We start from the raw sequence: 19,565 nt of genomic DNA, 5'->3' as shown, positions 1-19,565 counted from the left end.
TCCAGAATTATTTTCTGAGAGGCTTTATTTTTTTCATTAAATCATCTGCAACAATAAGCTTGTCATTATGCTCTACATATTTGGATCTTAAATCTCTTTCACGATTTGTCATATCCAATTTATTTAATATTAATTTGATATTTTTATTAAACTCATCATCAGTTATGATCTTATTTTCATACATATTTAATGATGCAATTAAGCCACTTTCATACCCCAAAATATCAAATCTATTTATATCTATTAGCTTAATAGAACTGTTATAGACCAGTTGATTGTCTTGATATAGCTGACCAGTTCTAATTAACTCTTTCAAAGGTCTTGGGTCATGAGTATCTAAAAGATTTGCCTTTCCTAACATCTCTATACTCTTTTCTTTATTCTTATTTACCATTTCATAACAAATAGAAAGCCTTAGATAGGGGTGATTATCATAGGGTCTAAAGAGTATACTTTTTTCATAGTATTGAATTGCTCTATCATATTTCCTATGTATAAAGTAGTATTCTCCATTGTTATAGTAATTTTGCCCAACCAAAAGGAAAATACCTATGCCAATAGCTAATCCAGAGAATGTCAATCCTAAAGCTTTAAATAAATCTATCCTTATTTTATTATTTGTACAAAAGCTAGTATCAGTATCAACGGCTAGTATACCTGAAATTATCATCAGAATTGAAGTGAAGCTTAAATCAATATCTATAAGAGAATGAAGCAGTATATAAAATAATATTATTATAAGTGTAATAGCTTTTCCAGCATTAGACTCCTTAAAATTCTTAATAGATTTTTTGGAGTATAAACCTACGATGAATATAAAAGTTATAAGACTTAAGATGCCAGCATCTAAAGCGATTTGAACCAGTCCATTATGTATATATTTAACATAATATTTAGCAGTTTGATAGAAAAATTGCTGTGAGGTCCAGTTTCCTGGTCCTATTCCCAAAAGAAAATTTTCTTTAATAACCCTCAAGCCATCTTTAAAATAAATGAATCTTAATATGAAGGTTCCATGGAAAATTGAAATCTGAAATATTCGATCTAGTTGAGAATTAAAGAGTATAACAGTTGAAATTATTAAAAGAATAACAATTAGTAGATTTATTTTTCTATAACTTAAACCTTTAATTTTAATATTCACTATGTAATATATATAACCGGCGGCCATTGATGAAACTACAAATACTAAAACCGCAAGGAATTTTTTTTCACCTATTATGAGGATGCTCACTAAATAACCAGAAATAAATGACAATACAAAGTTTGTCAAGACATAGAAAATGGTCTTAGAATTTTTCAGAAGCAAGAACCATATTAATATACAAAGAATTAAACTAATTATTGCACCTCTAGATTGAGTGAAAATTAGGCTTAACAAAAATAAATGACTAAATATATAGTATTTCACAGTCTCTTGAAATTTATCATAATGGCTTATAAAGTAATATGATAAGAAGAATCCTATGCCCATTAAAACTCCAGTTACATTGGCATACTGAATTACCGATTGGAGCCTAACTGAATTTTTATAAACTAAAACCGAATCATTTATATGTATGATACCTAGATAAGACAGCAATCCTAAAATACTTATTACTAACAATCCCCAAATGGCACCTTTAAAAAAAATTATCTTATCCTTCATTAAGGATATTGAGACAAATGACATAGTAAAAACTACTATTTTCGAGGTCTCTAATATGGAAAGGTATTTGTTATCAGATACCAAAATAGTCGATAGTATATATGTAAGGGTAAATATCAGAAAAAGGGTAAAAATTTTGTTATCCATACTGATATGTCTTTTTGAACTAATGAATCTAAATAGTAATATAATGCTCAGGGATATTAATATAGTTAGATACTGACTAGGAAAATAACTCCCCTGAGCTAAAAGAGCAAAAAAAATTACAGCGAACATGAATAAATCGTATGTGCTAGTTTTATTTGAAAATATACTCAATTACAACACCTCTTTTAGTAAAGATGGAAACGTATCAGAATGATAAATCTCGGCTATATTTAAAAATTCACCGACTTGACACTCACATTAGTACTAGCCAAGCTTGAATTTCAAAACCTTGAACTTCATTCATTCTGAAACGTCCGGAGGTTGAGCATGTAAGACGATCTTATGAGACAACCCCCAATATGTTAATATATTTACTTTTAATCTTTAATAATAAAGTCCTTAACAACTTTACGTTCTAATGATTTACCATTTATGTCTACTACATCCTCAATAACTATAGTGTATTTTTCACCTGATGAATAACCAGTCTTTGGAGCATTAATGATGACGGTTTTACTATCATATAAGTCTATGTCAATATTATTTAAGTTTGAGCCAAAGGAGTTTAAAACCCCTATATTATCAATAGAATCCTCATCTATCTTGCTATTGAATTTTATTTTCCAATCCTTATCGGAGTCTACATCATAGGCCGTTTCAAATCTATCGACATCTTCATTGTCTATCGGGGGGATTATAGGGTTATCTAGGTCATCAGCATCAATATAGAAGATTTTCCCGCTGTCTCCACCAAGTATATATCTATCATCGCCATATATAACCGTATTAAATCTATCATATTTGTCTAAATCGCAATTATATTCTCCTATATTAACCCAGTTAATCCCATCAGTTGATGCATAGACAAACACCTTTTCAACATAATTTTTTCTTTCATACTGCTCAAATGCAATGAATTTATTATCAGAGAATACTATATCAAAATACTCGGCATCGGCATCTGATTTTTGCCAATCTTGAGCATCATCTGATGCAAATAAATCTCCATCATAGTTTAACAAATATTTTCCATTACCATAATGCAGGTCGCCAATAAAGCGTCCATCTTTAAGATCATCTGCAACATCATCTAGATTGGTGTCAACTTCATTCCAATGGTAGCCATCTTCAGAAAAATATGTATATCCATCTTCGTCTATAACTATGTATTTATCATTATCGTAAAGAGTAAAAGCAAGATCTTTCCAAGCTTTGTCTATAGATTCTTGATCCCAGTTATAACCATCATCGGATATCAAAAATTCACCATCATCGTTGACGATAATAAATGTATCATTACCAAACAGGATATTGGATGGGGAGTGGAAGTCAATGTCAATATCGATACTTTCCCATGTCTTACCATCATTCGATGAAACAATTGTATCATAGCCGACAGCTATAAATTTATTGTCTCCGTAAATTACATTATGGAAATGTTCGAACCAATAATCATCTCTATCTACAGACCAAGTATCTCCTTTTTCGGAGGATAATATTATTCCATAAGGGGTTACACCTACGAAGCGATCGTCTCCATATGCCAAATCTACTATGTTAGATTGAGCTGCCCATATTAACAACCATTTCTCCTCCCAATCTTCTCCATTATAGGATTCTCGTACCGAATTACCGACGGATAGGAATTTATCATCGCCAAAGGCTATAATGCCATTTCTGTCTTCTAATTCACTCCAAACTACTCCCGCATCAGATATATAGCCGTCATCTATAATGAACTTACCATTTCCATATACAATTTTACCATTGTATGGTTTCCAGTCATCATCGTAGTCTATATCTTCAAACTCTTCTTTTTCCCATTCTTCACCGTCATCGGATAATAGTACTATACCGCTAGGTCCCTTTGCAACAAATTTGTCCTGTGCATAGATTATAGCATTTAAGGATAAATCCGTTTGGGAATAGAGTTCTTCCCACTCCTCACCGTCGTCTGATATAAGAATTATCCCGTCTTCTCCTACAGCCACATATTTATCATTGCCATAGCTAATACCAAATAAGGTACTGTCGGTATCGCTGTCAACTTCATCCCATTCATATCCATCTTCAGAGGATATAATATACCCATCTTCACCTACTGCAATAAATTTGTCACCGTCATAGATAATGTCATATAACTGATCATCGTCTATATCTATCTCAATATTAGTCCATTCCTCGCCATCCTTAGACAGTAAGATTAACTCTAAATTACTAATGGCAATAAACTTGTCATCTTCATATATAACTCTATTAAATTCGTCTACTGATTCATCTAAATGATGTATAGACCAATCGGTTCCATCTTCAGATGTACAAGCTAAATCACCCCAAGCGCCACCTACAAGTACGAACTTATCATCTCCAAATACCATATCATGCTTATAAATACAATCTCGAACTACTTGGCCTTGTACGGGAAATACAGCCTCTTCGAGCTCATGATCACTGTCTTGTGAAGCAAAAACATTGAGAGGCAATATCATTGTAAAAATCATAGAAATAATAATAATTGCTGCAATGAAATTCTTCATGATTATCTCATCCTTTCATGTAAATATTGTCAATGGAAATATATTCTACATTATTTGATATTTTCCTCTTTATATTTTGGTTATCACTGTTTGATCTAGTTAGAATAAAAACTCAGGAGGCATCGAACCCCTGAGTTTTTATTCGAGAAATGAATTCAATAGAAAAGTCTCCTAGAACTATGTTCTAGGAGACTCAGATTGTTAATAATCTGATAGGCTGTTAAGAAAGTCGAAGTTCGAGGCGTGCTGAAACTAAGAGACCGCAGCGTATATAGACATACGTAAGGGTTCTTTGTTGAAGCAACAACGAAGAAATTCGGGTTTCTTAACAGCCTAAATCTCCTAGAAATTAGTTCTAGGAGACTTAAATTTTGTTTTACAATTAAGATTCCGATTTGTTATATAAGCTTTGCAAATTCCTTACCAAATTCATAACACTGCTTTAGGGTTTCCTCTGAAGGGAAAAACTTCTTTTGAAGTGGTTCAAATGGTACCTTAAAGCTCATTTGTTTTAATAAGCTATGGGCCATTTTTATACCTTCGCCGCTCCAACCGTAGGAACCAAATACTCCTGCGATTTTCCCCATATTTGCCATCGGGTCTATTACTGAGAGTACATCCCACATAGGTTTAACCATGCTCTTATTAATAGTAGGGGATCCCATGAGTAGACCCTTAGAGCTGTTAATCATTAGGTGAACCTTAGATATATCTTCGCTTTCAACATCTAAGTATACTACAGTAGCACCTTCTGATTCTAAACCTTCTTTGATTTTTTCAGCCATTAGCATAGTGTTTTTATATGCCGATAGATAAAGTACGGCTACTTGCTTTTTATTTCTGTTTTCTATAGCGTGGGTAGACCATTCTACGTATTTTTCTATATTGTAGTTAATATCCTCTGAAAGTATAGGACCATGAGAAGCAACAATCATGTCTATTTCCAGATCCTTAACCTTATTAATGGCATTAAGTACATGTTGTGCAAAAGGTTCTACAATACACTCATAATAATGCTTAAATGCATTTTTGTAATTGTCCTTATGAACCTCTTTAGGATCAACTGAGCTATAGTGAGAACCGAAGGCATCACATGTGAAGAGGATTTTTTCAGCTTCGTCATATACAAACATTGTATCAGACCAATGTAGGAATGGAGCAGTGATAAATTTCAGTGTTTTACTTCCGATATCAAGGGTTTCCCCATCCTTTATGACATGACAATTAAATTCACCGTTTATTTGTTCCCTCAAGAAAATACTAGCAGCCTTTGTGCAATAAACAACTATGTCGGGATTGATTTCAAGGATATATTTTAAGCTTCCAGCATGATCTGGCTCAGTATGATTTATTATTACATAATCTAAATTTTTAATATCAACCAGATTTCCTAATTTGTCAATAAACTCATCCTTAAAGTTAGGCTTTACAGTGTCAATCAATACCTTTTTCTCATCGTCAATAAAATAAGAGTTATAGGTTGAACCAAACTCTGTTTTCATTATAATATCAAAAACTTCTAAGCCTGGATCTAAAACCCCTGTCCAATATACATTTCCTTTTATATTAAAAGCATTCATTAATATAGCACCTCCTAAAATATTTAAACACAGATTAATCATCTGAATTAAAAGCTTATATTAATCTTACTATAAAGATTATACCCCGCTTAAGGGGAGTAAAACATTTTTTTAACAAAATAAATAAAAGGTATATTCCTTTGGATACAATTATAATTTACTATATGTATATACTTTTATCAAATTCGGTTTTGAAACAAAGTCTTTGTTATTGATTCTCAAAGTGGACTTTGCTAAAACACATAACGGAAATTATTGAGTAATCACTACTAATATTATAAACAAAAATACTAAATTTAATTTGCTTTATCAAATGAAAGTTATTAATAATTCCAGATGTTAAATAATACAGAACAAAATTTGAATTGGTACCTTGCAAAACAAGGTAGTGTTTGTTATAATGCAATTAAATAAGACAATATTATCCAACGGATATTTTATCTATAAGATAAAATGAGAAAAAAGGGATTAGAAAACCTATGAGTTTCAAAGAAAAAGTATTGTATATCTTAACAGATTGTTAACTCTATATTAAAAGTTGATTAGAATTTATATTTTTGGTACTAAATTTTACAAAAAAATGATAAAATTGTTTAGAAAATAAGTAGTTGTATAATATAGAAAATTCAAACAATGCATAAAAAATGACTAAAGTAATATGTTAATTGGAAAAAAGTGAAAATATCTACGAGAAAAAAGTAGAAGAATTTATTAAAATGAATATACGCAAGACGATAATTTGAAAATGTTTGTAGTAACATATTTGATCAAGAGAAAGAGAGGATAGGGAAATGAGTGATAACAAAAAAGACCATATGCTTGATTTAATGGAGATACCAGAGGTTAAGCAGGAAAAGAATTTTCTTGGTAGATGGGCAGCCTTTTTTATAGAAAGGCATAGAGTAGTTTATCTAATGATTTTCTTGATAATAATTTGGGGCTTTATTGCGTATACCAAAATGCCTAGGGAAGTGAATCCTGAGGTCAGGCTCCCTTATGGATATGTAATTACTACTTATACAGGAGCGGCACCAGAGGAAGTCGAGTCTCTTATAACAGATAAGATTGAAAAAGAAATGGAAACTATAGAGGACGTAAAAAGCATAGAATCGAACTCGGGTTATGGTTACTCAACTGTTTTTTTGGAATTTGAACCTGGAGTAGATTTGGATAAAAAGCTTCAAAAAATGAGGGAAGGAGTCCAGTCTATTCAATCGGAACTTCCTGATGCAGCTGAGACACCAACCGTCGATAGCTTTGAAACTAATGATGGACCAATTATGATAATAAATCTATCCGGTGATTATGATTTTATTGAACTTAAAAACATCTCAGAAAAGATAAAGAATGGGTTAGAAAATATCAAAGACGTCTCTGATGTTGAGATTATTGGTGGATTGGAACGAGAGATAAAAATAAATGTTGATCCTCAGAAATTAGCTAGTTATAACATATCCCTTGACCAAATAAAGAATGCAATCTCAATGTCTAATGTAAATTTACCAGGAGGAAATATAGTACTAGATAAAAAAGACTACAACATAAGAACCGTTGGAAAATTTAAAGGAATTGAAGAAATTGAAAAAGTAGTTGTAACCTATTTTGGAAGTAATCCTTTATATTTAAAAGATATAGCAGAAATTGAGGATGGATATAAGGAGCCAGAAAACTACTCAAGGATGTCGGTAGGACTTGGAACAGAGAATCCATCGGTTAAAAATGCAATTGCACTTTCTGTAAAGAAAAATCAATCTAAAGATGTAATCAAAATAAGTAAAGAAATACATAAATTTTTAGAAGATAAAAAAGGAAGTATATATCCACAGGATCTAAAAGTTGAAATTAGCGGCGATTTATCTGTATATGTAGAAGATGAGTTGGGGGCAGTATTTGATAATGCAAAAGCAGGATTATTTTTAGTTATAATTGTACTATTTCTATTTATTGGCTTCTTTGAGTCTATTGTAGTGGCCATAGCTATACCTCTATCTATCTTCATAGCTTGTGGACTTATGAATACCTTTGACATGACTTTTAACACTATATCTCTATTTTCTTTAGTTTTAGCTGTAGGGATGCTAGTGGATAACGGAATAGTTGTAATGGAAAATATAGATAGGCTTAGGTTAAAGGGACTATCGGCAAGATTAGCGGCTGAAGCGGGAACAAATCAGATAGCTCCTGCCATTGCAGCTTCAACATTAACAACATTGGCTGCCTTTTTCCCCATATCACTTACACCAGGAATAATGGGCGATTTCATAAGACCAATTCCGATAACAGTTATATTTGCACTTACATCTTCATTCTTTATTGCTACTACAGTGACACCGGCCTTGAGTTCAAGGCTACTTAAGAAGCATAAGGGAGGAGAGAGTCTAAAGAGACATCCTGCTATGGAGAAGGCTATAAAGATTATCTGTATATTACTGGTATTTGTATTAGCTATGTTTGCATTTATGGATAATAATGAGACTGGAATAAGCTTTGGACCTTTGTCATGGATATTTGCTATCGTATTTTCCATTGGAATGGCGATGAAGATATTTAAAAAGAATACTAGTGAAAAGGAACATCCGATCATTCAGAGATATGGAGAAATATTATATTCAATAATTATAAGTAGACGAAAAAAATTAATTGTTTTAGGTGTAATACTTATCGCATTCATAGGCAGTATTGCATTGATACCTTTAGGAATACTTAAGGTTGAGATGTTTCCAAAACAGGATTTTACTAGACTTAATATAAATATAAAGGCACCTAAGGGAACTGACTTAGATACAACTGCTGTTATTGCAAATGAAGTAGAAAAGAGATTATTTGAATATAGCGAAATAGAAAGTTTTGTAACAAATATTGGATTTGTAGGTGCCGATAGCTTAGAGAGCTTCTCTATAAGTGTAGGAGGAACACCTAATAGAGCTCGTATTATAATAGATTTAGTTGAAAAGGAATATAGAGATAGATCGAGCATGGAAATAGCCGATGATCTGAGAAAAAGAATCGAGAATATTCCAGGAGCTGAAATAAAAGTTAGTGAAATACAAAATGGACCACCAACTGGATCTCCCGTATATATTCGTGTAGAAGGAGAAAACCTTGATGAGCTTAAGGCACTGGGTAAAGAGTTTACTGAGATTTTAAAAAAAATTGAGGGAACAAGAGATGTTAGAAATACCTTGGAAGCTGGTGTGCCTGAGCTTCAAATAAGTATAGATAAAGATAAAGCTGCAGCACTGGGTTTGAATGATATGACTGTTGCAATGGGAATTAGAAATGCCATTCATGGATATAAAGTAACTACCTTTAAAGATGATCAAGATGAGGTTGATGTAGTCATAAGGACAACTAGTGAAAAGCTAAAGAGTATTCGGGATCTAGAAAAACTATATTTTAACTCTAGATTTGGGAAGCCAATACCTTTTTCACAGGTTGCAAGTATTTATGAAACCAAAAGCTTTAATGTAATCGAGCATCATAATACAAAACGATATGTGGCCGTAGTATCGGATATTGAGGATGATGTTGTTGTCCTAGATATTATGAACGGATTTAAAGAAGCAATTAAAGATTATCCCCTTCCGGAGAATGTTCATATAAACTATGGGGGAGAAGCTGAGGATATTCAAGAATCATTCACAGATATGTTTTTGAACATGATTATTGCCGCAATTTTAGTGTATATTATTTTATCGGTGCAATTTAATTCATTATCACAACCATTTGTAATTTTATTCTCAGTACCACTGGCTTTAATTGGTGTATCATTTGGGCTTGTAATAACGGGGAATAACTTCGGGTTTATAGCCTTTGTAGGTGTTGTAGCTCTAGTTGGAATCGCAGTAAATGATGCCATAGTGCTTGTGGATTATATCAATTATTTAAGAAAAAATGGATATGAACTTAATGAGGCAATAAAGGAAACCGGAATGACAAGATTTATACCAGTATTGGCGACAACAATAACGACCATAGGCGGGATTTTACCTTTGACATTAAAACAGTCTGGTTATGCCGCTATGGGATATTCAATAATTTTTGGGCTAGGTATGGCAACAATCTTGACTCTAGTGATAGTGCCTATTCTCTATTCTTTAGTTGAAGGAATTAAAGGTAGATTCAGAAAACTACAATTTAGAAGGAGAGGAAAAAATGAAGAGACTATTGATATTGTTGGTCATAATTAGCATCTTTTTATCGGGCTGTGGAAATAAAGAAGAAGCTGCTGCTCAAGAAGAAATAGAGAATACTGTAAAAGAAGAAATAATATATGTAAAGACTCAAACAATAGGGACTAGAGATTTTGAAAAGACACTTTCGCTGCCGGCCACACTTGAGCCAAAGGAAAAAGTAATGATATCCACAAAAATAGGTGGAGCTATAGAGAGCATTTTTGTAGATATAGGCAGTAGAGTTGAGAAAGATCAAAGTCTTTGTAAGATAGATGATACGATATATAAGATACAATTTGAAAAGGCTAATACAGCAGTAAGAAGTGCGACAAATACCTTGAGTAATGTAAAGGATTTTGATAAAAAAAATGGTATGAAACATCAGCAAATTGAAGTTGCAGAGTCTCAATATGAAACCGCAAAGATAAACTATGATAATTTAGAAAAAAGCTACAAGAGAATTGAGACGCTATTCAAGGATAAAGGGGTTTCTCAATCGGATTATGATTCTATAAAAGGGAAGTATGATTTAGCGAAAAAACAGCTCGATTTGGCAGCTACTAATCTAGAACAAGCAAAGAGAAATTGGAAATACAATGTAGAATCTGCTGAAATTGGACTTGAAGCTGCTAATAACGACTATAAACTTGCTAAGGAAAATTTAGAATATACGGATATATTAGCTCCGATTTCAGGTATTATTGCTGAAAAGAAAGTGTCAGTTGGTGAAAATATAGGAGCAGGAGCAGATATGTTTACAATAGTAAATACAGATAGCATGTATGCAAATTCAGGAGTTTCAGAAAAAGATGTTGTAAAGATTAAAGAAGACCAACAAGTATTTATAAAAGTAGGTTCATTAGGAGACAAGATAATAGAAGGAGAAGTTGCCAATATTAGTCCAATCATCGATGAGCAAAGTAAAACATATCCTATAAAAGTATTAGTACAAAACATTAATAATGAACTTAAAGGTGGTATGTTTACTACTGTAGAAATAGTAGTAGATTCACATAAGAATGCCATTGCAATACCGAAAAATGCTGTAATCAATGAAGAGGGCAAACACTATGCATTTATAGAAAGTGATGGGAAAGCAGTAAAAAGACTTGTTAAACTTGGCTATTCGGAAGATGATTATTATGAAGTATTAGAAGGTGTAAAGAAGGGGGAAAAAGTAATAAAATCCTTTAATGACAAACTAGAGCATGGAAGTATTGTAAAGAGTAATTAAGGATAAACAACTTCAAGGTATTAAAGTTATAGCTTTAATACCTTGAATAATGACTTGAAAACAAGCTGTCTTGCCTCAGGGCAAAATAAATAAACCTAAGTTTTAATATAAACAGCTACTGTGTTAAACAAGGTAACTTATATTAAACTATAGATTTGACTTATTATTTGAAGGGGTTTTTAAAGCGCTAACGTCTAAAGTAATGTTGCTAGATATAGGGAGAGGAGAGAAGATATGAATAAAAATGACAAAAATCATGACTATATACCCGAGTTGCATGATAAGAAAAACATCTTAGGAAAATGGGCTTCAATTTTTATTGATAGACCTAGGATTATTTTTCTTATTATAATTGCTATTGTAGTTTGGGGTGTTTCTTCTTATTTGCAAATGGCTAAGGAGATAAATCCTGAAATAAGGCTTCCTTATATATACGTTTCAACCTCTTATACAGGAGCATCACCAGAGGAAGTTGAGACACTAATTACCGAGAAGCTAGAAAGTAAGATAAGTGAAATTGAGGGGATAAAGAGCCTGAAATCAACATCGTCGCTAGGATATTCACAAATAGAAATAAGCTTTGAACTAGATGCTGACATGGACAAAAAGGAAGATGAGGTAAGGGAGAAGGTAGCTGACATAAAATCTGAGCTTCCCGAAGATGCTACAGATCCTTACGTTGATGAAGCAGAGGTAGGAAATAAATATGTACTTATATTAAACTTGACGGGATTGGATGATTTTGCCACACTAAAAAACGCTGCAGATAGACTAAAGGATGAAATAAAGAAAATAAATGATGTTTCTGAGGTAGAGGTATACGGAGGACTTGAAAGAGAGATAAAAGTAATAGTAGATCCTCAAAAGCTGGCTGTATATAATATGTCCTTAGATCAAATAAGCACGGCAATGAAAACCTCTAACCTAAACATGCCTGGGGGAAATATATTTTTAGAAAATAAAAAGTACAATATTAGAGCCATTGGAAAATTCGAGAGAATAGAAGATATTGAAAATGTAGTTGTTTCATATATTGGAAGTAGTCCTTTATATCTAAAGGATATTGCAGTGGTTGTTGATGGTTATAAAGAGGTTGAGACGGACTCTAGGATGTCAATTGGGCTAGGTACCGATAATCCCTCTGTAAAAAAGGCAGTAACTCTTATTGTAAAGAGAAAAAAAGGTACCGATACAACTAAGATAAGTGAAGAAGTTAGAAAGATATTAAAAGAAGGAAGAGGAAACATATATCCTAAAGAAGTGACAAGTAATATCACCATGGATTTATCAAAATATATAAATGAAAATCTAGGAGATGTAATTGATAATTCAAAATCAGGTTTATTCCTGGTTATAGTTGTACTATTTATTTTTATAGGACTATCAGAATCCTTAGTAGTATCGACGGTTATACCATTAGCATTACTAATTGCAGTTAGTTTCTCAAAGCAGATGGGAGCTTCAATAAATACCATGACGCTATTTGCTATGGTTTTAGCAATTGGAATGCTAGTGGATAATGGGATTGTAGTTATGGAAAACATTGATAGACTCAGAATGAAGGGAATAAACTCAAAGGATGCTGCTAAGGCTGCTACGAATCAAGTTGCTCCGGCTGTATTGGCAGCTACTTTAACAACTCTGGCAGCATTTTTACCTATGGCAATTACTCCTGGCCTTTATGGATATTGGATGAAGTGGATACCTATAACTGTAATGTTTGCCTTAGGCTCATCATTCTTCATTGCTACTACAATTACTCCAGCTTTAAGTTCAGTATACTTAAAGGACCATGGTAAAGATAATAGGAAACCACATCCTAAGCTTCAATTGGCTTATAAGATATTATCAATTGGCTGTGTATTTATACTTTCGATGATGGCATTTAAAGATAAGCACGAGGGGATTATTAATGCCAACCCTATAGCGTGGATTTTTTCTATAATCTTTACGGTTTCAATAGCTTATAAAGTGGTAAAAGGAAAGGAAAATCCTTTAGATAATCCAATCATTAAGAAATACGGAGATATTCTTTATTCTATAATAACGAGTACAAGGAAGAAGCTTATAGTATTAGCCGTAGTATTTATCTTATTTGCAATGAGTATAGCGCTACCTATATTAGGAATATTAAAGGTGACTGTATTTGGAGCCTTTGATGCCGATGAATTTAGAGTGAGTATAGAAACTCCTATAGGTACAGATATGGAAACGACGTCGCGCATCACTTCTGAGGTAGAAAAGATACTCTTTGAATATCCAGAAGTAAAGAGTTTTACAACAAATATTAGAAGCTCAGATAGGGCAAGAATAACTGTTAATCTCGTTGACACTGAAGATAGAGACAGGACTAGTATGGAGATAGCAGATGATTGCCGGAGAAGAGTAAGAGAGATTCCTGGAGCCGTTATAAACATAGGAGAAGAAAAGAACGGAATAAATTTTGGGAATAAAGATGTAGAATTAATGATTTATGGAGAAAATATCGATACTCTTAGAGAAATTGCTAAGGATCTTACTGAAATGTTAGCGAGTATAGAGGGTACTGTAGAAGAGGGAAATAACTTTGAAAACGGACTGCCAGAACTACAAGTAAGGGTTGATAAAGAAAGAGCTGCAGCTTTAGGACTTGATAATAGAAGCATATCTATAGGTATAAGAAATGCGGTCCACGGTCTAGAGGCTACTACTTATAGAAGTGGCCAAGATGAGATAGATGTAATGATAAGAACATCTAAGGAAAAGCTTAACTCGAGAGAGGACTTTAGCAATATTTACTTCTATTCTCGCTTTGGTCAACATATTCCTTTTGCACAAGTAGCCTCTGTAGAAGAGGTAGAAGGCTACTCAGCAATATACCATCATAGCGAAAAAAGATACGCTAAGGTAGGAGCTAATCTTAAAAATCAAGAAGAAAAAATGGTAGTAACTAATAAATTTATGGAAATGGTTAATGAATATAGTCTTCCCGACGGTTACTCAGTAGGTTTTGACAGGGAACAAGAGGAAGTAAATGACTATTTTGTAAATATGTTAAAAAATATGGTTATTGCTATGATACTAGTATATCTAGTGCTTTCAATACAGTTTGACTCATTGTCACAACCCCTTGTTATATTATTTGCAGTACCAATGGCTGTAATAGGAGTGTTCTTTGGATTAACAATAGTTAGGAGTTATCTAGGCTTAGTTGCCTTTATCGGTATTGTTTCTCTAGTAGGAATAGCTGTAAATGACGCCATTGTATTAGTTGACTATATAAATTACTTAAGAAAGAACGGTTATGAAATTAATGAAGCAATTAGAGAGACTGGTATGACAAGGTTCATACCGGTTATGGCTACAACAATAACTACTGTGGGAGGTATATTACCCCTAACATTAAAACAGGAGTTTTATGCACCTATGGGTTATGCAATAATATTTGGATTAAGCTTTGCTACAATGCTGACACTAGTTATAGTTCCGATACTATATTCCTTTGTAGAAAGCCTTAAGGTAATTGTAAAGAGAAAACTTAAAAGGAGTGGCAAAAGTGAAGAAAATACTAATACCATTACTCTTGATTAGCTTAATATTTACTGGATGTGCGAAAAAGAGTGAAAAGCCTGTAGACAATGAAAAAGATGGAATAGATACCATGGAAGAAGTAAGTAAAGAAGAGGCAATATACATTAAAGCAGAAGAGGTTATGGTTAGAGATTTTCAAGAAAAGCTTACTCTTTCTGGAACTCTAAAGCCAAAGGGTAAGGTGACAATAAAGAGTAAGGTCAGTGGAGAGGTTAAGGATATTTTTATTGATATAGGAAGCAAGGTAAATAAAGACGATAAACTTTCTAAAATCGACGATACAATTTATAAAATCAAATATGAGCAGGCGGATATAGAAGTAAAGAGATCCAATATTGACTTAAATAAACTTAAAGTTTTTTCTAGTGGATTGAAGGATCAATCTATAGAAATTGCTGAAAAAGAATATAGAACTGCCCTTATAAATTATGAAACGACAAAAAAGGATTACGAACGTAAGAAGCAGCTTCACAATGAAAAGATCATATCAGATTCAGACCTGGAAAAAATAGAGCAGAACTATAAAATCATTGAGGAAAGCTTAGCACACGCAAAGAGAAATCTAGAACATACAAAAAGGGATTATCAGTATAATGTAAAATCAGAAGAAATTAATAAATTATCAAATGTTGCTACTTTTAAGCTTGCAAAGGAGGATCTAGATGCAACAGATATAACAGCATCAATCTCAGGGATAGTTGCAGAAAAATATATATCAATAGGCGAAAGCGTAGTTCAAGGAACAGAGTTGTTCACTGTAGTTAATAGTGATGAAATGTATATAGAGACAGGGGTATCAGAAAGAGATGTTATTAATGTTAAAAAAGGACAAAAAGCATTTGTAAAGGTAGGGGCGCTAAAAAAAGCTATTGAGGGCAGAGTTGTTAGTGTAAGCCCTATATTGGATGAACAAAGCAAAACATATAAGACAAAGGTAATAGTTAAAAATGTAGATGATATTCTAAAGGGTGGGATGTTTGCCACCGTAGAGTTAATAGTAGGAGACCAGAGAACTGGTCTTGCGGTGCCTAAGGCTTCAGTAGTTAGTAAAGGAGGAGAAAGGTTCATATATTTAATTGATAAGGACAGAGCAAAGAAGGCAGAAGTAACTATAGGATATACAAATGAGAAATACTATGAGATAGTAAAAGGAATTAAGAAGGGAGATAAAGTAATTACTACCTTTAATGATAAAATTAAGGATGGAAGCTTAATAAAATTGAAATAGTTAATATGAACTAAAATGGGGTGTCTCATGAAATATTTTTCAGAGACACCCCGTTCTTATCTATTTAATAGGAATGTATATATCCATTTCAGACTCCTCTGAACTAGGATTAAACCTTTCATCATAAAGCTCGAAATCATGGGCTGGTGCAAGTTCATAACCGGATTTAGGAAGCCAAGTACCGTGGATATATTCATAGGTATCACCTAGTTTCTCTGTTGCTCCCCTATGGGTAAAAACAGCATACTTATTTTTAGCCACTACTTGACCTACCATATCATCAGGTACTTCATCAAGTGAATCAGCCATTACACAAGCAATATATGAAAATTCACTATCATCTATCATGTTTGGAACGTATTCACAGACACCTAGAGTTGTCTTAAGTTCAACTCTATTTTTGATTTCATTGATTCTCTTAATAAATTCACTCCAAAGTTCAGGAATCTCATTATTTTTATTTGATCCATAATATTTCATTCCTATAATCTTAAATTCACTTTTTTCTACTATTTTGGGTTTCAAAGTAATGCCTCCTTTAAGGTGATTTAGCCTAATCACAGTTAATCTTTTCTTTTGCATCAAGATAAGGTGATTTTTATTCTTGCGGTACTTGCCAGGTGTAATCCCATACATTTTCTTGAATGCCCTTGTAAAGGATTCCTGTGACTCAAATTGATACTCAATAGCTATATCGATTATTCTTTTTTCAGTGCTTATAAGCTCATATGCCGCTTCAGTTAATCTTCTCATTCTAATATAGTCTTTGATTGAACTTCCAACCATTGCATTAAAAATTCTGTGGAAATGGTACATTGAAAAATAAGCTTTGCTTGATACCTCTTCTAGTGTGACCTTTGAAGTTAGGTTTTCTTCAACATAATCTACCGCATTCTGTATTCTAGAATAGTAATCCATTATATTACCTCCCGGAAGGTGATAACCCTGACTATCATCAATAATCTGAGCTATAACTATATTTTAACAGCTAGTGAGAAAAAGTTTTGATATTTTTTGCTATTTAAACTTCTTTAAATTTTTCAGATGTTTTTTTGGTTAAATATGACATAAGTCACAGATATATATGCAATTTATGGGTATGATATAGATAAGAAAGATTAAAGAAGAAACTATAAAATATATGATATGGGTTTAAATAAAGGAGGAGATTTCATGGATAAGAAGAAACTACAAGAGGAATTTAAAGAAGAGATAGGTTTTGTACCACCGGGAGTAATGGTATCTCAGAGTTTTGGAGAGAATTTTCAGAAGATAATTTCAGAGTATCATCATGAGATTTGGAGAGATGGCGTAATTCCTTTAAAATATAGATATTTAATTGCTCTTGCAACAGCGGTGTTTGATGAAAACGAAACCAGAGCCAAGCTAGAAATGAATAAAGCAATAAAGTATGGAGCAACAAAGGAAGAAATAATTGAGGTATTAAAGCAGCAGGTATGGATGAAGGGCGCACCAACTCTAGTTCAAATAGCTCCACTTATAAAATATATGGAAAGCAAACTGAACAAAGAGTAATAGACATCAGTTCATATACAATAAAATAAGCAGCTGTGTGCTGCTTATTTTTATTGTGTTATCCTAATATAACCTTTAAATCCTCATCAGGTGTAGATACAGGCTTAATATTAAATTTATCTACTAAAGCCTGGAGTATATTTGGACTAACAAATGCAGGTAGTGTTGGTCCTAGATAGATATCCTGAAGTCCTAAGTAAAGCATTGTTTGTAGTACTGCAACGGCTTTTTGCTCGTACCAAGAGATTATAAATGAAAGTGGTAAGTCATTTACATCACAGTCAAAAGCCTCGGCCAAGGCAAGGGCAACTCGAATAGCTGTATATGTATCATTGCATTGACCACAATCAAGAATTCTTGGGAAGCCAGCCACGGAGCCTAAGTCCATCTTATTAAATCTAAATTTACCACAGGCTAGGGTAAGTATTGCAGTGTCTTTCGGAGTTTTTTCAGCAAACTCAGTAAAGTAGTTTCTGCCTGGTCTTGCGCCGTCACAACCGCCTATCAAGAAAAAGTGTCTTAGTTTACCACCTTTTACAGCATCAACAATTGCTCCAGCATTGCTTAACAAAGCATTCCTACCAAATCCCATTGGGATTCTCACTTCTGTTTCATCCTCAGTAAATCCACCTAATTCCAAGGCTTTATTTATTACTGGAGAAAAATCCTTCTTTTCATTAACTGTATCAATATGTTGCACATCAGGCCATCCAACTATGCTTGAAGTAAATATTCTATCCTTGTAGCTTTCCCTTGGCTTCATCAAACAATTACTTGTCATCAAGATAGCTCCTGGGAGGCCATCAAATTCTTTTTGTTGATCTTGCCATGCACCACCAAAATTACCTATTAGATGGGAGTATTTTTTTAGTCCAGGATATGAATTACAAGGAAGCATCTCACCGTGGGTATATATATTTACACCTTTATCCTTAGACTGCTCTAGCAGATCTCCCAAATCCCTTAAATCATGTCCAGATACGACTATGAATGGACCTTTTTTCTTAGTAATTAGCATTTCTGTAGGTTCTGGATCTCCAAAGGTTCCCGTGTTTGCAGCATCCAGAAGCTCCATACACTTAAGATTAACTTTACCGCATTCCATATTGAGGTCAAAATAATCTTCGGCTGTTAAGCTTTTGTCTAGGGTAGCACCCATAGCCTTGAACATAAAATTAGCAACTTCTTCATCATATTTTCCAAGAACGTAAGCATGGTGATGATATGCTCCCATACCCTTGATACCATAAATTAGAAACTCTCTTAGGGAACGGATATCCATATCTAAATTTTCATCATCCATAACACCTAAGTTAGGTCTCCAAGATACATTAAGTATTTCTCCACGAGTCACAGGTGATACAAAATCTGCACCCTCTGGAACATTTGGAATTTCTCCTACACTTTCCTTAAATTGTGCTTTGACTTCATTCGCCTTTTTTATGTATTTTACAAATCTCTGGGCATCGAAGTTTACATTTGTTAGGGTAGCAAATACACATTCTGTAAAGAACTCTCCAGTTTCTTGTGGTATTTTATTTCCCTTTTCAAGGTATTTAGTAGCATAAAAACCAATACCTTTTAATAGGTAAATCAAAACATCCTGCATTTTAGCAACATCAGGATCTTTACTACATACTCCCATCTCAGTACAGCCTTTACTACCGGCTGTTTGTTCACATTGCCAGCAAAACATGGCATTATCCATAAATTAACCTCCTTTATAATCTTGCTATAGAGATTCCAGTCAAAACTTTAATTTATACACATCAAAAATCCCCAGAAGCATCGGATATTTTGATATATATAAATTAAGACTTACTTGGAACTCTCTATAATTAACAGTATTAGATTTTCCAAATATTACGGATTTATTCTGAAATTCGAAGAATCTAGGTAAAATCAAAGGA

At 33.2% G+C, this 19,565-nt stretch carries 10 protein-coding genes; 5 read left to right on the top strand and 5 right to left on the bottom strand.

All coding sequences use genetic code 11. From position 1 onward, the window contains the following. Positions 1 to 7 precede the first annotated feature (7 nt). From R9X47_RS07655 to R9X47_RS07645, 3 genes are all read right to left on the bottom strand, one after another. Positions 8 to 1,672, bottom strand: coding sequence for an O-antigen ligase family protein (locus tag R9X47_RS07655; protein WP_432666179.1), 1,665 nt, complete (start codon positions 1,670 to 1,672; stop codon positions 8 to 10). Positions 1,673 to 2,172: 500 nt separating this feature from the next. Next, complete coding sequence (locus R9X47_RS07650) at positions 2,173 to 4,332, bottom strand: hypothetical protein (protein ID WP_432666178.1); 2,160 nt, start codon at positions 4,330 to 4,332, stop codon at positions 2,173 to 2,175. Between the two features lie 398 nt (positions 4,333 to 4,730). Then, positions 4,731 to 5,912 (bottom strand): FprA family A-type flavoprotein, encoded by a 1,182-nt coding sequence (locus tag R9X47_RS07645; RefSeq protein ID WP_432666177.1) that lies wholly within the window; start codon positions 5,910 to 5,912, stop codon positions 4,731 to 4,733. 791 nt (positions 5,913 to 6,703) lie between these two features. Here R9X47_RS07645 and R9X47_RS07640 point away from each other — a divergent pair. The 4 genes from R9X47_RS07640 (at position 6,704) to R9X47_RS07625 (ending at position 16,119) form a co-directional block, all read left to right on the top strand. Continuing rightward, positions 6,704 to 10,102 carry an efflux RND transporter permease subunit gene (locus tag R9X47_RS07640; protein ID WP_432666176.1) on the top strand — a complete coding sequence of 1,133 codons (3,399 nt, stop codon included), beginning with the start codon at positions 6,704 to 6,706 and terminating at the stop codon, positions 10,100 to 10,102. After that, positions 10,068 to 11,321 carry an efflux RND transporter periplasmic adaptor subunit gene (locus R9X47_RS07635; RefSeq protein ID WP_432666175.1) on the top strand — a complete coding sequence of 418 codons (1,254 nt, stop codon included), beginning with the start codon at positions 10,068 to 10,070 and terminating at the stop codon, positions 11,319 to 11,321. The genes R9X47_RS07640 and R9X47_RS07635 overlap by 35 nt, the downstream gene beginning before the upstream one ends. Before the next feature lie 234 nt (positions 11,322 to 11,555). Further along, on the top strand, positions 11,556 to 14,891 hold the full coding sequence (locus R9X47_RS07630) for an efflux RND transporter permease subunit (RefSeq protein ID WP_432666174.1): 3,336 nt from the start codon (positions 11,556 to 11,558) through the stop codon (positions 14,889 to 14,891). Beyond that, positions 14,857 to 16,119 (top strand): efflux RND transporter periplasmic adaptor subunit, encoded by a 1,263-nt coding sequence (locus R9X47_RS07625; protein ID WP_432666173.1) that lies wholly within the window; start codon positions 14,857 to 14,859, stop codon positions 16,117 to 16,119. The genes R9X47_RS07630 and R9X47_RS07625 overlap by 35 nt, the downstream gene beginning before the upstream one ends. A gap of 60 nt (positions 16,120 to 16,179) precedes the next feature. Here the strand turns inward: R9X47_RS07625 and R9X47_RS07620 are convergent, their stop codons facing one another. Next, positions 16,180 to 17,037 (bottom strand): AraC family transcriptional regulator, encoded by an 858-nt coding sequence (locus R9X47_RS07620; protein WP_432666172.1) that lies wholly within the window; start codon positions 17,035 to 17,037, stop codon positions 16,180 to 16,182. 255 nt (positions 17,038 to 17,292) lie between these two features. On the opposite strand from R9X47_RS07620, the gene R9X47_RS07615 reads away from it, so the two are divergent. Continuing rightward, complete coding sequence (locus tag R9X47_RS07615; protein WP_432666171.1) at positions 17,293 to 17,655, top strand: carboxymuconolactone decarboxylase family protein; 363 nt, start codon at positions 17,293 to 17,295, stop codon at positions 17,653 to 17,655. Between the two features lie 58 nt (positions 17,656 to 17,713). Here the strand turns inward: R9X47_RS07615 and hcp are convergent, their stop codons facing one another. After that, positions 17,714 to 19,363 carry a hydroxylamine reductase gene (gene hcp, locus R9X47_RS07610; protein ID WP_432666169.1) on the bottom strand — a complete coding sequence of 550 codons (1,650 nt, stop codon included), beginning with the start codon at positions 19,361 to 19,363 and terminating at the stop codon, positions 17,714 to 17,716. Positions 19,364 to 19,565 lie beyond the last annotated feature (202 nt).

It is taken from the genome of Wukongibacter baidiensis (assembly GCF_050888315.1).
Classification (GTDB): domain Bacteria; phylum Bacillota; class Clostridia; order Peptostreptococcales; family Caminicellaceae; genus Wukongibacter; species Wukongibacter baidiensis.
This window is presented reverse-complemented; position numbering and strand designations above follow the sequence as displayed.

Excerpts from the sequence above, each read along its gene's own strand:
- R9X47_RS07645 (WP_432666177.1), bottom strand. The coding sequence starts at position 5,912 with ATGAATGCTTTTAATATAAAAGGAAATGTATATTGGACAGGGGTTTTA.
- R9X47_RS07635 (WP_432666175.1), top strand. The coding sequence starts at position 10,068 with ATGAAGAGACTATTGATATTGTTGGTCATAATTAGCATCTTTTTATCG.
- R9X47_RS07640 (WP_432666176.1), top strand. The coding sequence starts at position 6,704 with ATGAGTGATAACAAAAAAGACCATATGCTTGATTTAATGGAGATACCA.
- hcp (WP_432666169.1), bottom strand. The coding sequence starts at position 19,363 with ATGGATAATGCCATGTTTTGCTGGCAATGTGAACAAACAGCCGGTAGT.
- R9X47_RS07620 (WP_432666172.1), bottom strand. The coding sequence starts at position 17,037 with ATGGATTACTATTCTAGAATACAGAATGCGGTAGATTATGTTGAAGAA.
- R9X47_RS07615 (WP_432666171.1), top strand. The coding sequence starts at position 17,293 with ATGGATAAGAAGAAACTACAAGAGGAATTTAAAGAAGAGATAGGTTTT.
- R9X47_RS07650 (WP_432666178.1), bottom strand. The coding sequence starts at position 4,332 with ATGAAGAATTTCATTGCAGCAATTATTATTATTTCTATGATTTTTACA.
- R9X47_RS07655 (WP_432666179.1), bottom strand. The coding sequence starts at position 1,672 with ATGTCATTTGTCTCAATATCCTTAATGAAGGATAAGATAATTTTTTTT.
- R9X47_RS07630 (WP_432666174.1), top strand. The coding sequence starts at position 11,556 with ATGAATAAAAATGACAAAAATCATGACTATATACCCGAGTTGCATGAT.